This window comes from Pseudomonas sp. LBUM1678 (genome assembly GCF_059695575.1).
In genome coordinates, this window is record NZ_CP166775.1 from 3,206,090 (window position 1) to 3,226,390 (window position 20,301).

A 20,301-nucleotide genomic window follows, 5' to 3' on the forward strand; every position below is an offset into this window, starting at 1 on the left:
TGAACACAGTATTTGTGGACGACACTAAACCCCTGTGGGAGTGACGGTGCGACGATTCGACCTGCTCGCGATGACGATAGCCCAAACGACATCAAATTCTCAGAACGACCGCACAATCCGCCCCAACGTCTCCATCGCCTTCTCCGAATCCTCAGTCCACGGGCTCCCATAATTCAGCCGTATACAATTCCTGAACCGCTGCGTCGGTGAAAAGATCGGCCCCGGCGCGATGCTGATGCCTTGCGCCAGTGCCATCTGAAACAACTTCAGCGAATCCATCTGCGGCGGCAGTTCCAGCCATAAAAAGTAGCCCCCGGCCGGTTGGCTGACGCGCGTCTGTGCCGGGAAGTAGCGGGCGATGGCCGCAAGCATGGCGCTTTGCTGTTCTTCCAGGGCATAGCGCAGTTTGCGCAAGTGCCGGTCGTAGCCGCCGTGTTGCAGGTAGTCGGCGATGGCGGCCTGGGCCGGCATCGAGGCGCACAGCGAGGTCATGAGTTTCAGCCGTTCGATCTTCTGCGCGTAACGCCCGGCGGCGACCCAGCCGATGCGGTAGCCCGGGGCCAGGCTCTTGGCGAAGGAACCGCAATGCATCACCAACCCTTCGGTATCAAACGCCTTGGCCGGTTTCGGCGCCTGTTGCCCGTAATAGAGTTCGGCGTAGACGTCGTCCTCGATCAGCGGCACCTGGTGGCTGCGCAATAATTCGACCAGCTCCTGCTTCTTCGCTTCGGGCATGGTGGCGCCCATCGGGTTCTGGAAACTGGTCATGCACCAGCACGCCTTGATCGGGTGGCGTTCCAGGGTTTGGGCGAGCACGCCCAGGTCGATGCCATCGCGCGGGTGCACCGGGATCTCGACGGCCTTGAGCTTCAGCCGTTCCAGGATTTGCAGGCAGGCATAGAACGCCGGCGCTTCTATGGCTACCAGGTCGCCGGGTTCGGTGACCGCTTGCAGGCACAGGTTCAGGGCTTCCAGCGCGCCGTTGGTGATCAGCAATTCTTCCATCGGCAGCATCAGCCCGCCGACCATGTAGCGCAGGGCAATCTGGCGCCGCAGTTGCGGGTTGCCCGGCGACATGTCGGTGACGACCATGCGCGGATCCATGTCCCGGGCGGCGCTGGCCAGGGAGCGGGACAGGCGCTGCAACGGGAACAGGGTCGGGCTGGGGAAGGCCGAGCCGAAGGGCACGGTGGTCGGGTCCTTGATCGAGTCGAGGACCGAGAACACCAGTTCGCTGACGTCGACTTCGGTGGATTCGTTGACCTGGCTGCTGATCACCGGCTCCGAGAACGGGCTCGGCGCGTGCGCGTTGACGAAGTAGCCGGAGCGCGGCCGGGCACGGATCAGGCCACGGCGTTCGAGCAGGTAATAGGCCTGGAACACGGTGGAAGGGCTGACCCCGTAGGTCTGGCTGGCGTAGCGCACCGACGGCACGCGCTGGCCGGGGCCCAGGACGCCGGAGCGGATCAGTTCAGCGATGTCGTCGGCGAATTTTTCGTAGCGTTTCATCGAGTGCCTGGATTGAAGTAATTCAATGGGTACGCTGTTGTGGCGAGGGAGCTTGCTCCCCCTGGGGTGCGAAGCGCCCCCAAATCCACGACTGCTGCGCAGCCGAACGGGACGGTGCGGCGTTCCGACAAGCCCCCTCGCCACAGGGCACCGCAGTCTAAGGGATCAACGGTTCATCGGCGCAACAAACCGGCTTTTGGCCACGCTGTAGATGTCCGGCTCGTCACTGTCGACAATCTTGAAGCTGATCGTCTGTGAGCTGCTGCTCGGCCGATCCGCCAGCATTGCCACCGACACCGGCACATCAACAATCTCCCCCGGCGCCAGGCTCAGTTCGGTCTTGCCTTGCAGCTGGAAGCCTTCGCCATCCACCAGGCTCAGTTGGTAATCCTGACGTTGCTGGGTCTTGTTGATCACCTTCAGGCTGTAGATGTTTTCGATCTGCCCCTGACTGTTCTCGCGGAACAGGCCACGGTCTTTGCTCACGTCCAGCGACACCATCGGCCGTTCGACCAGGGCGAGGGCGAGGGCACCGATCATCACCAGCAGCACCGCGGTGTAACCGATCAGCCGCGGCCGCAGCAGGTGGGTCTTGCCACCTTGCAACTCATGCTCCGAGGTATAGCTGATCAGGCCACGGGCATAGCCCATTTTGTCCATGATCGAATCGCAGGCGTCTATACACGCCGCGCAGCCGATGCACTCCATCTGCAAGCCGTCGCGAATGTCGATCCCGGTCGGGCAGACTTGCACGCACACATGGCAATCGATGCAATCACCCAGGCCAGCCTCGGCCGGTTTCACGTCACGTTTGCGCGGGCCACGGTTTTCACCGCGGGCCACGTCGTAGGAAATGGTCAGGGTGTCCTTGTCGAACATCACGCTCTGGAATCGCGCATACGGGCACATGTGCATGCACACCGCCTCACGCAGCCAGCCGGCGTTGATGTACGTCGCGCCCGTGAAAAACAACACCCAGAACAGGCTGACGCCACCCATCTGCAAGGTCAGCAGCTCTTCGGCCAGTGGCCGGATTGGCGTGAAGTAACCGACAAAGGTCAGCCCGGTGAGCAGGCTGATGGCCAGCCACAGGGTGTGCTTGGCCGAGCGGCGGATGAGTTTGTTCAGGCCCCACGGCGCCGCTTGAAGCTTGATCCGTTGGTTGCGTTCGCCTTCGGTGATCTTCTCGCACCACATGAAGATCCAGGTCCAGGAGCTCTGCGGGCAGGTGTAACCGCACCAAACCCGACCGGCGAACACGGTGATCGCAAACAGGCCGAAGGCGGCGATGATCAGCAGCGCCGAGAGCAGGATGAAATCCTGCGGCCAGAAGGTCGCGCCGAAGATGTGGAATTTGCTTTCGGAAAGGTCCCAGAGCACCGCCTGACGGTCGCCCCAGTTCAGCCACACGGTGCCGAAGAACAGCAAAAACAGAAATCCCGCACCGCTCAATCGCAAGGTACGGAACAGGCCGGTGAAGCTGCGGGTGTGGATCAGGTTGTCGCTGGATTTGGCCTTTATCTTTGGACGTAAAGGCTCAAAAGTTTTTACTAACGTGGGGCTTTTTACGGTTCGGACGGGGATTCTTTCGCTCATGGTCTTTCGCTCATCAGCCTCCATCAGGCATGAGCACTATGACCAGCGATCTGTTTGCATAACAGACTCAGGTATTGCAATAAAAAGCGGATCAGATGGGTTTTGATCCGCTGCCTGCGACAACTTGATGCACCCCGTCACAGCGGGACGCAGGTACCTATATCAGGCGCCTGCGGGCGTTGCTGATCCGGGTCAGTCAAATCACCGAATCACTGTCGGTAGCCTTCAAATGCCTGCGACCGTCCACTGCGCCTGCTACGGTCAATGCGTCGGCTTCTGCTTCGGTGATGTAGACGCGCTGGCCATTGAGCTCAACCGCCGACATCGCTTTTTCCGAGTCGGTAATGATCGTGACATCGGGGCACAGGCGAATTTCTTCGCCGTTCTCGATTGTGAAAAAGCAGGTCTGGTTTTCGATGCGCACAGTCATGGCGGTGTCCTTTTTTTTGCGGGTTCTAAACTGTTAGGGCGCATCCGACGGTCATCGTTCTGTGCAACCGATTAATGGTCGGCGCGGTCCATCCTTCCAATAACAATCAATCACAAGGATTGCACCATGGACGCCTGGTGGCATGAGGTTTGGGTAACGCTGCAAGCGGAGTTCGCCGACATCGGCGATGCGTCACAACTGACACGTATAACCGTGAGATTGCTGATTGCGGCAATTTTGGGCGGCATTCTTGGTTTCGAGCGTGAGCAAAAGGGTAAGGCTGCCGGGGTTCGCACGCACATGCTGGTGGCGCTGGGTGCGGCGTTGTTTGTGCTGGTGCCGCAAATGTCCGGCTCCCAGGCCGATGCCATGAGCCGGGTGGTGCAGGGCGTGATCGCAGGCATCGGCTTTCTCGGTGCCGGCACCATCCTGAAAAACCAGGGAGGCGATGATGGCCATGTCAAAGGCCTGACCACCGCCGCCGGGTTGTGGATGACCGCCGCCATCGGTGTTTCGGCCGGACTGGGTCGCGAGGCAACGGCGGTGTTCAGTACGCTGCTGGCATTGGCGATTTTCAGCGTCATGCCAAGGATCGTGAAAATGATCGACAGGGAAAAAGACGAGCAAGAGCGGCCGTAGCCATCACTCTGGCGTCAGGATCACCGGCGGCATGGTGGCGGGTGGTTCTTCCCGAGGCGGTGGAGTGGTGCCAGGCGGCTCTTGCTCGGGTACCGGTTCCGGCTCGGTCGGCGGAATGGTCGGGCTGTCGATGTTCGGATCGGGTGTTTCGGCCGGGATTGGAATACTCATCGTTGAAGCCTCCAGTGGCACATGGCGTAAGTCGTGCTTAAGTGAGTTGACCGTCGCGCAAGGGATTTGATTCCCCGGCAAATGGGCGTGAACTTTTCCCCGCGCTTGTCGCTCGGAACCTAAGTGAGTTCATTTCGGGGCAGACGGTTCCGTGTGAATGACGACCAGACACAAGAGCGTCCATGGGGCGTAAAGGAGAGATGCTCGATGACTGCTGAAAAACCGACAGAGCTGAATTACAACCCTCATATGCCGCTTTCGCAGGCTCTGCTGCTGCCGCGCATTGCCATCGAAAATATCATGCCGACTCTGGATGGCGGGCAGTTTGCTGCCAAAGCCGTGGTGGGTCAGGACGTGGTGGTCACCGCCAAAGTGTTCGCCGACGGTCACGACAAGCTGGCCGTGCGCATACGCTGGCGTGCCGACGGTGATGAGGCCTGGCACAGCGAGGCCATGACCGAGCTTGGCAACAACGGCTGGCAAGGCCAGTTCCGAGTTGAGGAGCAGGGTCGATTCGTCTTTTGTATCGAGGCCTGGATCGATCAGTTCGCCAGCTTCTGTTATGAGATTGAGAAAAAGAACATAGCGGGCGTGCCCGTCAGCCTGGAATTGCAGGAAGGTCGCAACCAGGTGCAGCAGGCAGCCGAACGCTCGGAAGGGCCGTTGAGCGAAGAACTGGCGGCGTTGCACCATGAATTGTCCGGTCTGCTCGAAACCGAGCAGGTCGCCCTGTTTCTGCACCAGCGTAGCGCCGACCTGATGGCCCAGGCCGATCACCGTGCCTACTTGAGTCTCAGTCCCGAGTTTGCGCTGGACGTCGAGCGGGAGTTGGCCCAGTTCGCCAGTTGGTATGAGTTGTTTCCGCGTTCGATCACCGACGATCCGGCCCGCCACGGTACGTTTAACGACGTGCACTCGCGACTGGCGATGATTCAGGACATGGGTTTCGATGTGCTGTACTTCCCGCCGATCCACCCGATCGGACGCAGCTTCCGCAAAGGCCCGAACAATTCACTGACCGCCGGCCCCGACGATCCGGGCAGCCCGTATGCCATCGGCAGCGAAGAGGGCGGGCATGAGGCGATTCATTCCGAACTCGGCACGCGCGAAGACTTCCGTCGACTGGTTGCAGCGGCGGCGGATCACGGTCTGGAAATTGCCCTCGATTTCGCGATCCAGTGTTCCCAGGATCACCCGTGGCTCAAACAGCACCCGGGCTGGTTCAACTGGCGCCCGGACGGCACGATCAAATACGCCGAGAACCCGCCGAAAAAATACCAGGACATCGTCAACGTCGATTTCTATGCCAGCGATGCGATTCCCAGTCTGTGGGTCGAACTGCGGGACATTGTGGTCGGTTGGGTCGAGGAGGGCGTGAAGATCTTTCGCGTCGATAACCCTCACACCAAGCCGCTGCCGTTCTGGCAATGGCTGATCGCCGATGTGCGGGCGTTGTACCCCGAGGTGATGTTCCTCGCGGAAGCCTTTACCACCCCGGCGATGATGGCGCGGCTGGGTAAGGTCGGTTACTCCCAGAGCTACACCTACTTCACCTGGCGCAATACCAAGACGGAACTGGCGACCTATTTCACCGAATTGAATGAATCACCGTGGCGCGAATGCTATCGGCCGAACTTCTTCGTCAACACGCCGGACATCAATCCCGCGTTTCTCCATGAGTCAGGACGCGCCGGTTTTCTCATCCGTGCCGCGTTGGCGACCATGGGCTCCGGGCTGTGGGGCATGTATTCGGGCTTCGAACTGTGTGAAGCCGCGCCGGTGCCGGGCAAGGAGGAATACCTCAATTCCGAGAAGTACGAAATCCGCCCACGGGACTTCAACGCACCCGGCAACATCATCGCCGAGATCGCCCAGCTCAACCGCATCCGCCGGCAGAACCCGGCGTTGCACACGCACCTGGGCCTGACGGTCTACAACGCGTGGAACGACAACATTCTGTATTTCGGCAAACGCAGCGCGGATGGCAGCAACTTCATTCTGGTGGCCGTCAGCCTCGACCCGCATAACGTCCAGGAAGCGAACTTCGAATTGCCGCTGTGGGAAATGGGCTTGCCCGACGACGCCAGCATCCAGGGCGAAGACTTGATGAGCGGCCATCGCTGGACCTGGCACGGCAAGTATCAGTTCATGCGGATCGACCCGGCGCATCAACCGTTCGGTATCTGGCGCATAACCGCTTCCTGAAGGCACCGCGACCCCTGTGGCGAGGGAGCTTGCTCCCGCTGGGCTGCGAAGCGGCCCTATTTTCTCCAGGTTCATCTGACTTACAGGTTTTGCGACTGCTTCGCAGCCGAGCGGGAGCAAGCTCCCTCGCCACAGGTAGGCGTTCGGCTCAGGGGCTGCACTGAATTCAACAGGAGTTTCAAATGGCGAAGAAACCCAAGGCAGCCACCTTCATCAAGGACCCGCTCTGGTACAAGGATGCGGTGATCTACCAGGTACACGTTAAATCTTTTTTCGACTCCAACAATGACGGGATCGGCGACTTTCCCGGTCTTATCGCCAAACTCGATTACATTGCCGATCTCGGCGTCAACACCATCTGGCTCTTGCCCTTCTATCCGTCGCCACGGCGCGACGATGGCTATGACATTGCCGAGTACCGTGGCGTCCACCCCGACTACGGCACCATGGCCGACGCCAAGCGTTTCATCTCCGAGGCCCACAAACGTGGCCTGCGGGTGATTACCGAGCTGGTCATCAACCACACCTCCGACCAGCACGCCTGGTTCCAGCGCGCACGTAAAGCCAAGCCCGGTTCGGCCGCGCGAGACTTCTATGTCTGGTCCGATGACGATCACAAATACGACGGCACCCGCATCATCTTTCTCGACACCGAGAAGTCCAACTGGACCTGGGACCCGGTCGCCGGCCAGTACTTCTGGCACCGCTTCTATTCGCACCAGCCGGACCTGAACTTCGACAACCCGCAAGTCATGAAAGCGGTGCTGTCGGTGATGCGCTACTGGCTCGACATGGGCATCGACGGCCTGCGGCTGGACGCGATTCCGTACCTGATCGAACGCGACGGCACCAACAACGAAAATCTGCCCGAAACCCACGACGTCCTCAAGCAGATCCGCGCCGAAATCGACGCCAATTACCCGGACCGCATGCTGCTGGCCGAGGCCAATCAATGGCCGGAAGACACGCAGCTGTACTTCGGTGACACCGACAAAAAAGGCCTCAACGGCGACGAATGCCACATGGCGTTCCACTTTCCGTTGATGCCGCGCATGTACATGGCGCTGGCCCAGGAGGATCGCTTCCCGATTACCGACATCCTGCGCCAGACCCCGGAGATCCCGGCCAACTGTCAGTGGGCGATTTTCCTGCGCAACCACGATGAGCTGACCCTGGAAATGGTCACCGACAAGGAGCGCGATTACCTGTGGAATTACTACGCGGCCGACCGTCGGGCGCGGATCAACCTGGGTATTCGCCGCCGTCTCGCGCCGTTGATGGAGCGTGATCGTCGTCGCGTGGAACTGCTCAACAGTCTGCTGCTGTCGATGCCGGGCACGCCGACCATGTATTACGGCGATGAAATCGGCATGGGCGACAACATCTACCTCGGCGACCGCGACGGCGTGCGCACGCCGATGCAGTGGTCAATCGACCGTAACGGCGGCTTCTCTCGCGCCGACCCGGCGAGCCTGGTGCTGCCACCGATCATGGACCCGCAATACGGTTACCTGTCGGTCAACGTCGAAACCCAGGCCGGCGACCCGCATTCGCTGCTGAACTGGACCCGCCGGATGCTCGCCGTGCGCAAGCAATCCAAGGCCTTCGGCCGTGGCACACTGAAAATGCTGTCGCCGAGCAATCGGCGGATTCTGGCCTATACCCGTGAATACACCGGGCCGGATGGCAAATACGAAACCATCCTGTGTGTCGCCAACGTATCGCGCAGTGCGCAAGCGGCCGAGCTTGACCTGTCGGCCTACGTCGGCATGGTGCCGGTGGAGATGCTCGGCGGTAACGCCTTTCCGCCGATCGGCCAGTTGAATTTCCTCCTGACACTGGCGCCGTACGGCTTTTACTGGTTCGGACTCGCCGCGGAGAATCAAATGCCTAGCTGGCACGTAGAACCGGCGCAAAGCCTGCCGGACTTCACCACCCTGGTGCTGAAAAAACGCCTGGAAGAACTGCTCGAAGCGCCGTCCCGCGGGACGCTGGAGCAGGGCATCCTGCCGAACTGGCTGCAAAACCGCCGCTGGTTCGCCGGCAAGGACGCGGCCATCGAGAAGGTCAACCTGGCCTATGGCGTGCGCTTCGGTGACGCGCAGCATCCGGTGCTTTTGAGCGAAATCGAAGTCACCAGCGGTGGCCAGACCAGCCAATACCAGTTGCCGTTCGGCTTCATTGCCGATGATCAGGTCGGTCCGGCGTTGCCGCAGCAACTGGCGCTGTCTCGGGTACGACGTGGCCCTCAGGTGGGTTTGATCACCGATGCCTTCAGCTTGGAAAACTTTATCCGCGCAGTGCTGCAAGGCATGCAGGAAAACACCGTGTTGCCTTCGGATGGCGGCGAGATTCGTTTCGAACCGACCGCCGAACTGGCCAAACTGGGCCTGACCGCCGAATCGGAAGTGCGCTACTTGTCTGCCGAGCAGTCCAACAGTTCGGTGGTGATCGGCAGTAGCCTGGTGCTGAAGCTGATCCGCAAAGTCGCGTCGGGCGTGCACCCGGAACTGGAAATGAGCGCGTACCTGACCCATGCCGGTTTCAGCAACATTTCGCCGCTGTTGGGTTCGGTGGTTCGCCGCGATGCCAAGGGCGAAGACAATCTGCTGATGATTGCCCAAGGCTATTTGAGCAATCAGGGCGACGCCTGGGAATGGACCCAGAACAACCTTGAGCGGGCGATACGCGACGAACTGGCCGATGCCATGTCGGAGCAGGAGCAGCACTACAACGCCTTGGGTGAACTGAGGGACTTCGCCGGCATGCTCGGCCAACGGCTGGGTGAAATGCACCAGGTGCTGGCGGCCCCGACCGATGACCCGGACTTCGCTCCGCAGGCCACCACACAGAAAGACGCTCTGGCCTCGGCCAAGGACGTCGCAGCGCAACTTGAGCACTCGTTGAAGTTGCTCAAACAGCATCAAAGTGAACTGAACCCGGCGGACAAAGCGCTGGTCACTCGTTTACTGGACAACAAAAAAGCCATCCTCAGCCATGTCCAGGACCTGGGCAAAAAGGCCGTCGGCGGTTTACGCATTCGCGTCCACGGCGACTTGCACCTGGGGCAGGTGCTGGTGATCAAGGGCGACGCTTACCTGATCGATTTCGAGGGTGAGCCGGCGCGGCCGCTGAGCGAACGACGCGGCAAGCACAGTCCGTATAAAGATGTCAGTGGCGTGTTGCGCTCCTTCGATTACGCCGCGGCGATGGCGATCAACGTGCACAACGTCGACAACACCGCCGAGGCCCGCGCGGCACGGCAACGGGTAGCCGATCGTTATTTGAATGAAGCAAAAAAGGCATTTGTCGACGCTTATCGGCTGGCGGCAGCTAGTCTTGCTCATGCGTGGCAAGATCCGGAAGGCGAGGACGCCGCGTTGGCGTTGTTCGGGCTGGAGAAGGCGGCGTATGAGGTGGCCTATGAGGCGGAAAATCGCCCCACGTGGCTGCCGGTGCCATTGCACGGTTTGTTTGGATTATTGAGTGGGCTTAAACCCTTTTCCGATCTTGGTGGAGAGTAGTTATGAGTTTCTCGAACAAGGAACAGGGTCACGCCAAAGAGGCGCTGCTGCCCAGATCGCGGGATATCGACGCGCTGGTTCGCGCCGAACATCACGACCCTTTTGCAATTCTCGGCCCCCATGGCGATGACGCCGGTGGGCAATTCATTCGGGCTTATCTGCCAGACGCGCTGAGCGTTCAGGTATTGGCCAGGGACTCCGGGGAAGAACTCGGCAACCTTGAGGCCACCCAGACGCCAGGGCTGTTTGTCGGGCATTTCGATCGGGCGCAGCCGTATCTGCTGCGCACCCGTTGGGCCGGCGGTGAACAGATTTCCGAGGACCCTTACAGCTTCGGCCCGTTGCTTGGCGAGATGGATTTGTACCTGTTCGCCGAAGGCAATCACCGCGACCTCAGCGCCTGCCTCGGTGCGCAGCTAAAGTCGGTCGACGGTGTCGACGGCGTGCGTTTCGCCGTGTGGGCACCGAACGCCAAACGGGTGTCGGTGGTCGGTGACTTCAACAATTGGGACGGCCGTCGGCACCCGATGCGCCTGCGCCATCCTACCGGGGTTTGGGAAGTGTTCATTCCGCGCCTGCAGGCGGGGGAAACCTACAAATACGAAATCCTCGGCGCCCAAGGCATTTTGCCGCTGAAGGCTGACCCGATGGCCCTGGCCACCTCGCTGCCGCCGGATACTGCGTCAAAAGTCGCTTCGCCGTTGAACATCGATTGGCAGGATCAGGCCTGGATGGAGTCCCGTGCCGACCGTCATATGCCGAGCGCGCCGCTGTCGATCTACGAACTGCACGCCGGCTCGTGGCAGTGTGAACTGGACGATCTGGGTGAAGTGGCGCGCCAGTACACCTGGCACGAACTGGGCGAACGGCTGATTCCTTATGTGAAGGAGCTGGGGTTTACCCACATTGAACTGATGCCGATCATGGAACACCCGTTCGGCGGTTCCTGGGGTTATCAGCTGCTCTCGCAATTTGCCCCGAGCGCTCGCTACGGATCGCCGGAAGACTTCGCGGCCTTCGTCAATGCCTGCCACCAGGCTGACATCGGTGTGATCCTCGATTGGGTACCGGCGCATTTCCCCACCGATACCCACGGCCTGGCGCAATTCGATGGCACCGCGCTGTACGAATACGGCAATCCGCAAGAAGGTTTCCATCAGGACTGGGACACGCTGATCTACAACCTGGGCCGCACCGAAGTGCACGGCTACATGCTGGCCTCGGCACTGCACTGGCTCAAGCATTTCCACGTCGATGGCCTGCGGGTCGATGCCGTGGCGTCGATGCTCTATCGTGATTACTCGCGCAAGGCCGGGGAATGGGTGCCGAACCGTCATGGCGGGCGCGAGAACCTTGAAGCCATCGACTTTTTGCGCCACCTCAACGATGTGGTCAACCTCGAAGCGCCGGGTGCGCTGGTGATCGCCGAGGAATCCACCGCGTGGCCGGGTGTCAGCCAGAGTACGCAACAGGGCGGACTGGGCTTCGACTACAAGTGGAACATGGGCTGGATGCACGATTCGCTGCATTACATTCAGCAGGATCCGGTGTACCGCGCGCATCACCACAACGAACTGAGTTTCGGCCTGGTGTATGCCTGGTCCGAGCGTTTCATTCTGCCGATCTCTCACGATGAAGTGGTTCACGGCAAGCATTCCCTGATCGACAAGATGCCCGGCGACCGCTGGCAGAAATTCGCCAACCTGCGGGCCTATTTGAGCTTCATGTGGGCGCATCCGGGCAAGAAGCTGTTGTTCATGGGCTGCGAATTCGGCCAGTGGCGCGAGTGGAATCACGATCAGCAACTGGACTGGTACCTGCTGCAATACTCGGAACACAAGGGTGTGCAGAAACTGGTTGGCGACCTTAACCGGCTGTACCGCGAAGAGCCGGCGATGCATGACCAGGACGACGCGCCGCAGGGCTTCCAGTGGTTGATCGGCGATGATGCGATCAACAGCGTTTACGCGTTCTTGCGCTGGAGCAAGGAAGGGCGGCCGGTGCTGGTGGTGGCGAACTTCACGCCGGTGCCGCGTCAGGCTTATCGCATTGGCGTACCGGTCGCCGGGCGCTGGAGCGAGTCGATCAACAGCGATGCTGCGATGTATGCCGGGTCCAACTACGGCAACAGTGGCGGGGCGTTTACCGAGGAGGAGCCGAGCCATGGCCAGGCGCTTTCGCTGGTGTTGAATCTGCCACCGCTGGCGGTGTTGATCCTGCGGCCGGAAGGTTGATCTAAAACCGCTTTCGCGGGCAAGCCTCGCTCCTACAGAACGGTGATAACCCGTAGGAGCGAGGCTTGCCCGCGAAGGCGTCAGCTCAAACAATACTAATCTTGAAGTCACCACCGCATCCGCACACCCAGACTCCCAATCAGCCCGTTCAAATCATTGTCATCCACATCACTGCTGTAATCGGCACTGACGTAAAAACTCACCGCGGGCGTGACTCTGGCCACCAGCCCCAACCCCACTTCGACCGTCGATGAATTGCGACTGCTGCTGATCTTCTCGACCTGATCGAGGTTCACGGTATTGCCGGTGTACACGGTGTGCCACAAGTTGGTCCGCACATAGGGTTCGACCCCCAGGCCATTGATGTCGTAGCTACCTTTCAATCGTGCGCCGACCCGGCCGCTCCAGGACGTCAGGTCGCTGGACGTCGCATTGCCTGAACCGGCATACGGCGTATCCAGGGTGATGCGCTGATTGATCAACTGCGCTTGCGGTTCGACTACCCAGTTATCGCTCAGGCCAATCGGGAAACCGCCTTCAACCGACAACGTCACCGCGCTGCCTTCGGTCGCTTGTCGTGCGCCCTGGTCGTTACGGCTGAAGCCGTTGACCCGGCCGCCGCTGGCCGACAAATCCACGTGCCAGCCTTGGGGGCCAGTCAGGCTCCAGTAGGCGCCGAGGCTCTCGCCCTGAAGGTTGAGGGTGTCAGTGGCAGGGTCGGCGAGGGCGCGACTGGTCAGCAGACCGTTGCTGTTGCCTTGTAACTGGGTTATCCCGCCGATCAGGCCGACCCGCTGGGTATGGCCGCTACCGCTCTGCAGGGTCAGGATCGCCGGGCCTTTGAATTCTGTGCTGGCAGGGTTGGAGAAACCCTGCGCCATTACATCGGTTTGTGCTTGTCGCGAAGCCTGCCCGTACAGTTGATCCCAGGCCGAAGGCGCGGCGTCTTCGATGGTCAGGCGTGAACTTCGGGTATCGGAGGCGGCGCTGAAGTGGCCGGGGTAGGGGGCGGTGATATTGACCGTGGGCAAGGTCATTACCGGAATATCCTGGCGATACCAGGGGGCGGTGTCATCCTCTGCGGGCCCTGCCTGCACCTCCATGGAAGAACACAGCAGCAGCGAACTTGAGACAGTGCAAAAAGTGATTTTGATCTCTTGTTGGGTGAATGAAGTTTTCATGGGGGTCTACCTTGCAATCGCATGCGGAATCTCGCTTTGGCGTCTCTCCTACCCCGAATGAGGGGCGACCGAATGGATTGAGGCAAGCCGCTGGCCGCCCGATTTCGCGGGTGTCCTGGAGGTTTGCCCCTGGTGGAATTTCCGGGGGTAGTACGTGTAGCTAAGAAGACCCTTGACATCGCGTCAAGAAAATGCCCGATAAGTGGTAGTGTTATTTTAGTGCTCGCAAGTGACTGATTTATGCCGCACTTCTAAGTTCTTGTTTGTACGAAAAATCGTCAAAAAACCCGCGTGCCAGAGCCTTTGGATAGTGGGCTATCGGTCTGTTGGGGCGTGTTCCCCGGCAAGGTTTGCCCACCGATGATGTGTCTCGATAATGTCAGTAATGCTGCGTCGGGATGAACGCAAGGTCACCGGCATCCCCGCATCGATTTGTCTGTCTGGCGAACAGGGTAGGCAGCGACTAGGCTGAACAATCAGCCATGAGATTCGGGCCTCATGCCCGGCGCAGGGACAGGAGCGAAATCAATGAGAACTCAACCCGGTGTTTTCTGCCTGATGTTCACTCTGGCTCTTGCCTCGGGAGCTCGCGCCGAAGATGCCCCTGCGGCGGACGTTACCCCGACCATCAATCCTCAAGTGGTCGATAAACTGATTGATATGGGCAACTACCTGCGCAGCCTGTCGAAGTTTCAGGTAGACGCCGAAGTATCCCGGGATACCGTTCTGGAGACCGGCCAAAAGATCAAGTCCGAGGCCTCCACCACCCTGAAGGTGCAGGGGCATGATCGAATGTACGCCAAGACAGAAGGCGATGTTCGAACGCGAGAGTTCTTCTACAACGGCAAGAAACTGACTCAGTACTCACCGTACCTCAAGTACTACACCACGGTGGATGCCCCACCCAAGGTGGCCGAAGCCCTGCACATGATCGAAGACCATTACGGTATTCAGATCCCCATGGAAGACCTGTTTCTGTTCGGCAGCGATCAGGCGCAGATCGATGGATTGAAAGAAGCCCTGTACGTTGGCCCGTCGACGATCAAGGGCCAACTCTGTGATCACCTGGCCTTTCGGCAAGAGGGCGTGGACTGGCAATTGTGGATCACCCGGTCCGAGAAGCCGCTGCCGTGCAAACTGGTGATCACCACCACCGATGAGAAGAGCTATCCGGAATACAGCGCGGTGTATCACTGGAACCTGAAGCCTGGCCTGCAGGAGTCGATGTTCACCTTCAAACCGGGCAAAGGCGACGTGGCGATTCCGCTGAAGAAAGCCGCTGAGCAGGGAGGGGAATGACATGAACCGGACAATGTCGTGGAGCCTGTTGTTATCGCTCGCTACCGCCACCGTGTTGACCGTCGGCCTGATCGCCGAAGCGGATGCCCGGCCACGGGGCCAAGGGCAGGCACGGGCGTCGGTCAACCGCGCACCAGCGCCAAATGCTCAACGGGCGCAGCGGATGAACACGTCGCAACGAGCGACCAATGTCAATGCGGGCAATCGGGTGAACTCAGGCAACCGGGTGAATGCCGGCAACAACGTCGGCAACCGTACCAACATCAACAACAGCACCCGTAACGTCAACATCAATAACAACCGCGATGTCGACATCGATGTCGACGGGCGGGGCCGCTATGGCTACGACAATCACTACCATCCGATCGCCACGGCGGCGGCCGTTACTGCGACGGTCGCGGTGACGGCAGCGGTGGTCGGCTCGATCATGACACCGGCACAAATGCCCACCAGTTGCGTGCAGGTCATGCAGTACAACACGGTGTACATGCAGTGTGGATCGACCTGGTATCAACCGCAGTATCAGGGCAGCAATGTGACCTACATCGTGGTCAACGCACCTTGATGCGCGGACTGCTCAGAGGTGCACTTCAACCGCCAACGGCAAATGATCCGACAGGTGTGTCCAGGGCTTATTGCCGAGAATGCGCGGGTTGTGGCTGCTGGCGTTGCGCAGGTAGATCCGGTCCAGGCGCAGCAGTGGAAAACGCGCCGGGTAGGTTTTTGCGGGTCGGCCATTGTGGCGTTCGAAGGCTTCATGCAAGTAATCGCGACGGGCGAGGGCGGTGTTGCCGTGCAGCTGCCAGTCGTTGAAGTCACCGGCGATAATCACCGGCGCATCTTCAGGCAGGGACTCGAGCAGCTGGCAGAGTAGCTGGAGCTGCAACTGACGATGGCTTTCCAGCAGGCTCAAATGCACGCAGATCGCGTGGACTTCAGAGTGCCCTGGCACGTCCAGTACGCAATGCAGCAACCCGCGCCGTTCGGGGCCGGTGATCGAGACGTCGAGGTTGCGGTGCTCGCGAATCGGGTATTTCGACAATAAGGCGTTGCCATGATGGCCGTCGGGGTAGACGGCGTTGCGACCGTAAGCAAAATCGCTCCACATGCTGTCGGCCAGGAACTCGTATTGCGAAGTCTGCGGCCAGTCGTTGTAACGTGAAGAATGCCGATCGTGCTCACCGACCACTTCTTGCAGGAACACGAGGTCGGCCGATGTACTGCGCACCGCTTCGCGCAGCTCCGGAAGGATGAATCGCCGGTTGAAGGCGGTAAATCCCTTGTGGGTGTTGACCGTCAGCACTCTCAATCGATGAACCGCCGGGGGCGAATTCAAGGGCACTGATTCGACGGCTCGCTGCTCGGAATCGCTGGTCACGTTCACTCCTCTGAATCTGGGCTGCTTATGTATGCGACTGACGCAGCGGCGGGCAGTTCAGAGTGATTCGTCGCCAGCAGTCTCCACACAAAAATGTAGCAGCTGTCGAGCTTGCGAGGCTGCGTCCGGCTGCGGAGCAGTCGTAAATCCTGAATGCACGGTTTATTTGATAATCCGCGTTGCCTGATTTTACGACTGCTTCGCAGCCGGACGCAGCCTCGCAGGCTCGACAGCTGCTACAGCGCGTGTTGGGTCAGACGAAAACAACTTCATAGGGCAAACGCATGCGCTCCAGGATCACCCGGGGCAGCAGCGGTGCGATGCCTATGGCGGGTTCGCCGTCGAGCTGGCTGGCGTAGGCGTGGGTGGCGTGGCTTTTGCGGGCGACGGTCCAGGTGTCGAGGCGAATCTTGCGCGCACGATGCCAGGGGAACAGTCCTTGATCCCGGCTCGGCCAATGCCAGGCCCAGACCGGCAGTTCGTTGAACGTTGCCCCGACCATGCTCGCCGCATTGGCACTGGCGCGGCCGACGGCGTCATGATCGGAGGTGCCGTCTTCGCGCCAGGTGCTGAACACCACGTCGCCAGGGCGCAGGTAACGGGCGATGAAATCGGTCATTCGGGTCTCGCGCTCGGCCAGGGCGTTGTCGGTGAAGCCGCCGCGAATCCACTTCAGGCTGTGCATCGGCAATCCCAGCCGACGCAAGGCTTCGACGCTTTCCTGGCCGCGAAACACGCTCAGGCGCTTCTCTGACCATTGTTGTGAACCCGGATGGCTGGCGCTGCCATCGGTCATCGAGATGATTTGCAGGGGATGACCGAGGGTGGACAGCAGCTGCAGCAAACCGCCGCAGGTGACCACTTCATCGCCGGGATGCGGCGCGATCACCACGGCGCGTGCGCCAAAGGGGACCAGGGTCTCAGTGTTGATGACGGGAATGTTGTCCAGCTGCCGGGCGCTGTTCCAGATTTGTCCTGGCAGGCTGCTTTCGATGATGGAAACGGATTTCATCGGCGCTACGTCCTTGTTCAGTTTGATAGCAATGTGCAGCGCTCCGTACCCTGGATTGCCGCGAGCAGAGTATTGCTCAAGTAAGACTATTCGTCGCGTAGTGGTGACCTCTGAGACGTTTTTTTTTAACCAACCTGTGCCAGGCCTCGCAAATAATCGCCGAAGCCGCCGCGCGCCCGACTGTCCAGTCGAGTACTGGTGAGTACTTGCGGGCGATGGCTCCAGGCAATATTGGCGCCGCAGCGTTCGAGTTGCCGCACCAGTTGCACGTCTTCATCACAGGCCAGCGGTTCGAAACCGCCGGCGCGCTGATAGGCGTCAGCACTGATGCCAAGATTGGCGCCGTGAATGTGCCGATGACCATCCCGGGCCTGATAGCCCTGGTGATAGCGAATTTGTGCCGACTCATCGATCGACGCGTGCCATTCGTCCACCGTGACCGTGCCGCACACCGCATCGACGTCGAGGGCCAGTTGCGCCACCAGCCAATCCTGCGCCACACGGCTATCGGCATCGGAACAGGAAATCCAGCGCACCCCGCGATCCAGCAGAAACCGCGCACCGGCCGCGCGAGCCTGGCCGACGTTACGCGCCTCGATCACCAGACTGTGCACGGGGTAAGCACTGACGATCTCTGATGATCGGTCGGTGCAACTGTCGAGCACCACCAGCACCTCGACGGTTTCACCGCCCAAATGTTCGTGTTGTGCGGCAAGCAGGGCCGCCTCAAGGCAATCTGCGAGCAAGTCTTCTTCGTTATGCGCGGGGATCAGGATACCAATCATCGCAAGCCCTCCAGAGCCGCCACGGAGCGTGGTTCACGACTCCAGAGTTCCAGCAGAAAATCCGCTTCCTGATGCAGGACCAGGCGCGGCAAATGCAAATGTTCGTGGAGCAAGTCATGGACCTGCCGGGCATTCAACGGGCAGTCGTCGATGGGCGGGCGCCAGTGGCAGGCCAGGAGTTGGCCGTCGGCAGTCAGCGAGTTTTCGGCCCGCTCGATCAGGCGTTTCAGGTCGTCGGCATCGAGGTAATAGCCGACTTCGCTGAGCACGATCAGGTCGAATTTTTCGTCCGGCCAATCCGCAGGCAAGCGGCTGTGGCGGACTTCGGCATGGTCGAACGGCCCGAGGCGGGTGCGGGCCAGCGTGACGGCCGCGGCGGCAGTGTCGCAACACAGCAGACGATCACAGCGGCTGGCCAGCTCAAAGCTCAGCTCGCCGTTGGCACAGCCGGGTTCAAAGATCGCCCGGTAGTGCGGACGCGGCAATGCGGCGAGGGTGATGGCGCGTTTGCGCTGTTCATACCAGCGCTGACGAAAGGACCAGGGATCATCGTTGCCGGCAAACAAACCGTCGAAATAGCGATCCTCGACGCTCATATAAACACCACCTCGAACGGTTGCAGCAGCCGCTCCAACACATAGGGCGCCAACACCGGTGGCAAGCCGATTTGCGGGTCACCTTCCAACTGGCTGGCAAAGGCGTGGATCGCGTGGCGTTTTCGAGCCACCAGATGCGGGGCAAGGAGGATTTTCCGCGCCCGGTGCCACGGCACAAAACTGTCTTCGGGCGCGGCCCAGTGCCAGGTCCACACGGGAAGCTCATGCACGGTCGCCCCGGCCCGCTTCGCCGCAGCGGCGCTGGCCCGGCCCACGGCCTCGTGATCGCAATGGCCGTCTTCGCACCAAGTGGTGAACACCACGTCGTTGGGGCGCAGATGACGTTCGATGAATTCGCTTAATTCGGTTTCTCGAGCCGCGACCTGGCTGTCCTTGAAACCGCCGCGCAGCCATTTCAGGCTGTGCAGTGGCAGGCCGAGACGACGCAAAGCTTCGACCGACTCCTGAGGCCGGACCGCGCTCAGGCGCTCCACCGGCCAACGTTCGGAGCCGGGGTGGCTGGCGCTGCCATCGGTGACCGAAATCAGTTGCAAGGGGCGGCCGGCGGCGGCGAGCAATTGCAGGAAACCGCCGCAGCCCAGCACTTCGTCATCCGGATGCGGTGCGATGATCACCGCGCGGGTGCCTTCCGGCACCAGGCTGAGGATGTCGATGACCGGCAGCTGTGCCAGCTGACTGGAGGTCTGCCACATATGAAGCGGCGTGCCCTGGCCGACGATTGGATTGGCTTTCATAACGTCCATGTCCCGGTAATGACTTGCTGGCCGAGGGCGGCGAGGTCCCGTTCGGCGTGGCTTTGGCGCAGGAACACCGGCAGGTCGGCGAGCAGTCGGGCGAACTGCCGATCCCTGCAATAGGGACCTGCACCGAGGGCGTGGCCGACGTGCAGAATCACCTGTTCGGCGGCGTGTTCCACCACCGCCCGGGCACGCCGGGCCGGCAGTTCGGCGTCGTCCAGCGGTGCCGCGTCGATCATCAATGCGCTGACCCGCAGCACCTCGGCAGCGGCATGCAACGCACTGTCGACGGCGCCCAGGTGGGCGAGGGCGTGGGGCTCTTCACGTTGGGCGCAATGGTCGCGCAGGCGTTCGGCAATGCTCTGTGCCGCGCCGTACCAGCACGCGGCAATGCCGATTCCGCCTTGCCAGAAACCGGGCCGATTAAGGTAATCGCCGCGGTAACCGATGGCTTGGGCTTCGGCGCCTTCGAACAGCACTTCGACGCTGCCGGTTGCGCCCATGCCGACCGCTTGCCAGCCCTCATCGGTAACGGTTACGCCGGGTTGATCCAGCGCCACCGCGACCAATTGCTGGCAATCTTGATGATCCCAGGCCGTGAGCAACGCATGACTCAATACCGACGCGCCCGAGCACCAGGCCTTGCGCCCGTTCAACACGACCATCTGCCCCTGCGGACGCACGCGCACCCGCGCTTGTGGCGGTTCGGCCGCCCACATCCCCCACGTGCTGCCGGGGGTTGGCGAGCCACCGAGTTGCTGGATGATTGCCAGCGCATCGGTATGGCCTTCGTACAATTTGCACAACCCGAGGTCATGGCCACCGACTTCGGCCAACCGCTGGAATCGCTCCAGCGTCTGGCCGCTGCCCGGCAGCGGAAGCTGATCGAGTCCAGCCTCCACCAGCGCCCGCAGGCACCGGCCTAGCGCCTGAGTATCGGCGTAGTCCGGTGGCTGACGGGAGAGAAACGCCTGAAGGCCCATT

Annotated in this window: 17 protein-coding genes; 6 read left to right on the top strand and 11 right to left on the bottom strand. The window is 60.7% G+C overall.

All coding sequences use genetic code 11. The annotated features are described in order from the left end of the window. Positions 1-99 precede the first annotated feature (99 nt). The 3 genes from mapR to ACA070_RS14730 all read right to left on the bottom strand — a co-directional run bounded on the left by mapR (position 100) and on the right by ACA070_RS14730 (position 3,535). A complete protein-coding gene (gene mapR, locus ACA070_RS14720) occupies positions 100-1,509 on the bottom strand; it encodes a GntR family transcriptional regulator MpaR (RefSeq protein WP_131061905.1) in 1,410 nt (469 codons plus the stop codon). 165 nt (positions 1,510-1,674) lie between these two features. Then, positions 1,675-3,105, bottom strand: coding sequence for a cytochrome c oxidase accessory protein CcoG (gene ccoG, locus ACA070_RS14725; protein ID WP_497451754.1), 1,431 nt, complete (start codon positions 3,103-3,105; stop codon positions 1,675-1,677). A gap of 196 nt (positions 3,106-3,301) precedes the next feature. Next, on the bottom strand, positions 3,302-3,535 hold the full coding sequence (locus ACA070_RS14730; RefSeq protein ID WP_497451755.1) for a DUF3203 family protein: 234 nt from the start codon (positions 3,533-3,535) through the stop codon (positions 3,302-3,304). Between the two features lie 126 nt (positions 3,536-3,661). On the opposite strand from ACA070_RS14730, the gene ACA070_RS14735 reads away from it, so the two are divergent. Further along, positions 3,662-4,174 carry an MgtC/SapB family protein gene (locus tag ACA070_RS14735; protein WP_497451756.1) on the top strand — a complete coding sequence of 171 codons (513 nt, stop codon included), beginning with the start codon at positions 3,662-3,664 and terminating at the stop codon, positions 4,172-4,174. A 3-nt stretch (positions 4,175-4,177) separates the two neighbouring features. On the opposite strand, the gene ACA070_RS14740 is transcribed toward ACA070_RS14735, so the two are convergent. Then, the gene (locus tag ACA070_RS14740; RefSeq protein WP_497451757.1) at positions 4,178-4,345 is read right to left on the bottom strand and encodes a hypothetical protein; all 168 of its coding nucleotides are present in this window, start codon (positions 4,343-4,345) and stop codon (positions 4,178-4,180) included. A gap of 207 nt (positions 4,346-4,552) precedes the next feature. Between ACA070_RS14740 and ACA070_RS14745 the strand changes: the two genes are divergently transcribed. From ACA070_RS14745 to glgB, 3 genes are all read left to right on the top strand, one after another. Further along, positions 4,553-6,550 (top strand): alpha-1,4-glucan--maltose-1-phosphate maltosyltransferase, encoded by a 1,998-nt coding sequence (locus ACA070_RS14745; RefSeq protein ID WP_497451758.1) that lies wholly within the window; start codon positions 4,553-4,555, stop codon positions 6,548-6,550. A 182-nt stretch (positions 6,551-6,732) separates the two neighbouring features. Beyond that, on the top strand, positions 6,733-10,074 hold the full coding sequence (gene treS / locus ACA070_RS14750; RefSeq protein ID WP_497451759.1) for a maltose alpha-D-glucosyltransferase: 3,342 nt from the start codon (positions 6,733-6,735) through the stop codon (positions 10,072-10,074). A 2-nt stretch (positions 10,075-10,076) separates the two neighbouring features. Beyond that, positions 10,077-12,308 carry a 1,4-alpha-glucan branching protein GlgB gene (glgB, locus tag ACA070_RS14755; RefSeq protein ID WP_497451760.1) on the top strand — a complete coding sequence of 744 codons (2,232 nt, stop codon included), beginning with the start codon at positions 10,077-10,079 and terminating at the stop codon, positions 12,306-12,308. Between the two features lie 107 nt (positions 12,309-12,415). Here the strand turns inward: glgB and ACA070_RS14760 are convergent, their stop codons facing one another. Beyond that, positions 12,416-13,489, bottom strand: a complete 1,074-nt coding sequence (locus tag ACA070_RS14760; protein WP_497451761.1) for an autotransporter domain-containing protein — start codon at positions 13,487-13,489, stop codon at positions 12,416-12,418. Positions 13,490-14,017: 528 nt separating this feature from the next. On the opposite strand from ACA070_RS14760, the gene ACA070_RS14765 reads away from it, so the two are divergent. After that, positions 14,018-14,788 (top strand): DUF2092 domain-containing protein, encoded by a 771-nt coding sequence (locus ACA070_RS14765; RefSeq protein WP_497451762.1) that lies wholly within the window; start codon positions 14,018-14,020, stop codon positions 14,786-14,788. A gap of 1 nt (position 14,789) precedes the next feature. After that, entirely contained in the window at positions 14,790-15,353 is a 564-nt protein-coding gene (locus tag ACA070_RS14770) for a hypothetical protein (protein ID WP_497451763.1), read from the top strand. 12 nt (positions 15,354-15,365) lie between these two features. Here ACA070_RS14770 and ACA070_RS14775 read toward each other — a convergent pair whose 3' ends face one another. The 6 genes from ACA070_RS14775 to ACA070_RS14800 all read right to left on the bottom strand — a co-directional run bounded on the left by ACA070_RS14775 (position 15,366) and on the right by ACA070_RS14800 (position 20,300). Then, a complete protein-coding gene (locus ACA070_RS14775; protein WP_497451764.1) occupies positions 15,366-16,166 on the bottom strand; it encodes an endonuclease/exonuclease/phosphatase family protein in 801 nt (266 codons plus the stop codon). A 253-nt stretch (positions 16,167-16,419) separates the two neighbouring features. Then, positions 16,420-17,178, bottom strand: a complete 759-nt coding sequence (locus ACA070_RS14780) for a PIG-L deacetylase family protein (protein WP_497451765.1) — start codon at positions 17,176-17,178, stop codon at positions 16,420-16,422. A 125-nt stretch (positions 17,179-17,303) separates the two neighbouring features. Then, positions 17,304-17,963 (bottom strand): glycosyltransferase family 2 protein, encoded by a 660-nt coding sequence (locus ACA070_RS14785; protein WP_497451766.1) that lies wholly within the window; start codon positions 17,961-17,963, stop codon positions 17,304-17,306. After that, the gene (locus ACA070_RS14790) at positions 17,960-18,559 is read right to left on the bottom strand and encodes an SAM-dependent methyltransferase (RefSeq protein WP_497451767.1); all 600 of its coding nucleotides are present in this window, start codon (positions 18,557-18,559) and stop codon (positions 17,960-17,962) included. Before ACA070_RS14790 ends, ACA070_RS14785 begins: the two co-directional genes overlap by 4 nt. Continuing rightward, positions 18,556-19,314: a PIG-L deacetylase family protein gene (locus ACA070_RS14795; protein WP_497451768.1), complete on the bottom strand. Its 759-nt coding sequence runs from the start codon at positions 19,312-19,314 to the stop codon at positions 18,556-18,558. Before ACA070_RS14795 ends, ACA070_RS14790 begins: the two co-directional genes overlap by 4 nt. Next, positions 19,311-20,300 carry an acyl-CoA dehydrogenase family protein gene (locus tag ACA070_RS14800; protein ID WP_497451952.1) on the bottom strand — a complete coding sequence of 330 codons (990 nt, stop codon included), beginning with the start codon at positions 20,298-20,300 and terminating at the stop codon, positions 19,311-19,313. Before ACA070_RS14800 ends, ACA070_RS14795 begins: the two co-directional genes overlap by 4 nt. Position 20,301: the final 1 nt, after the last annotated feature.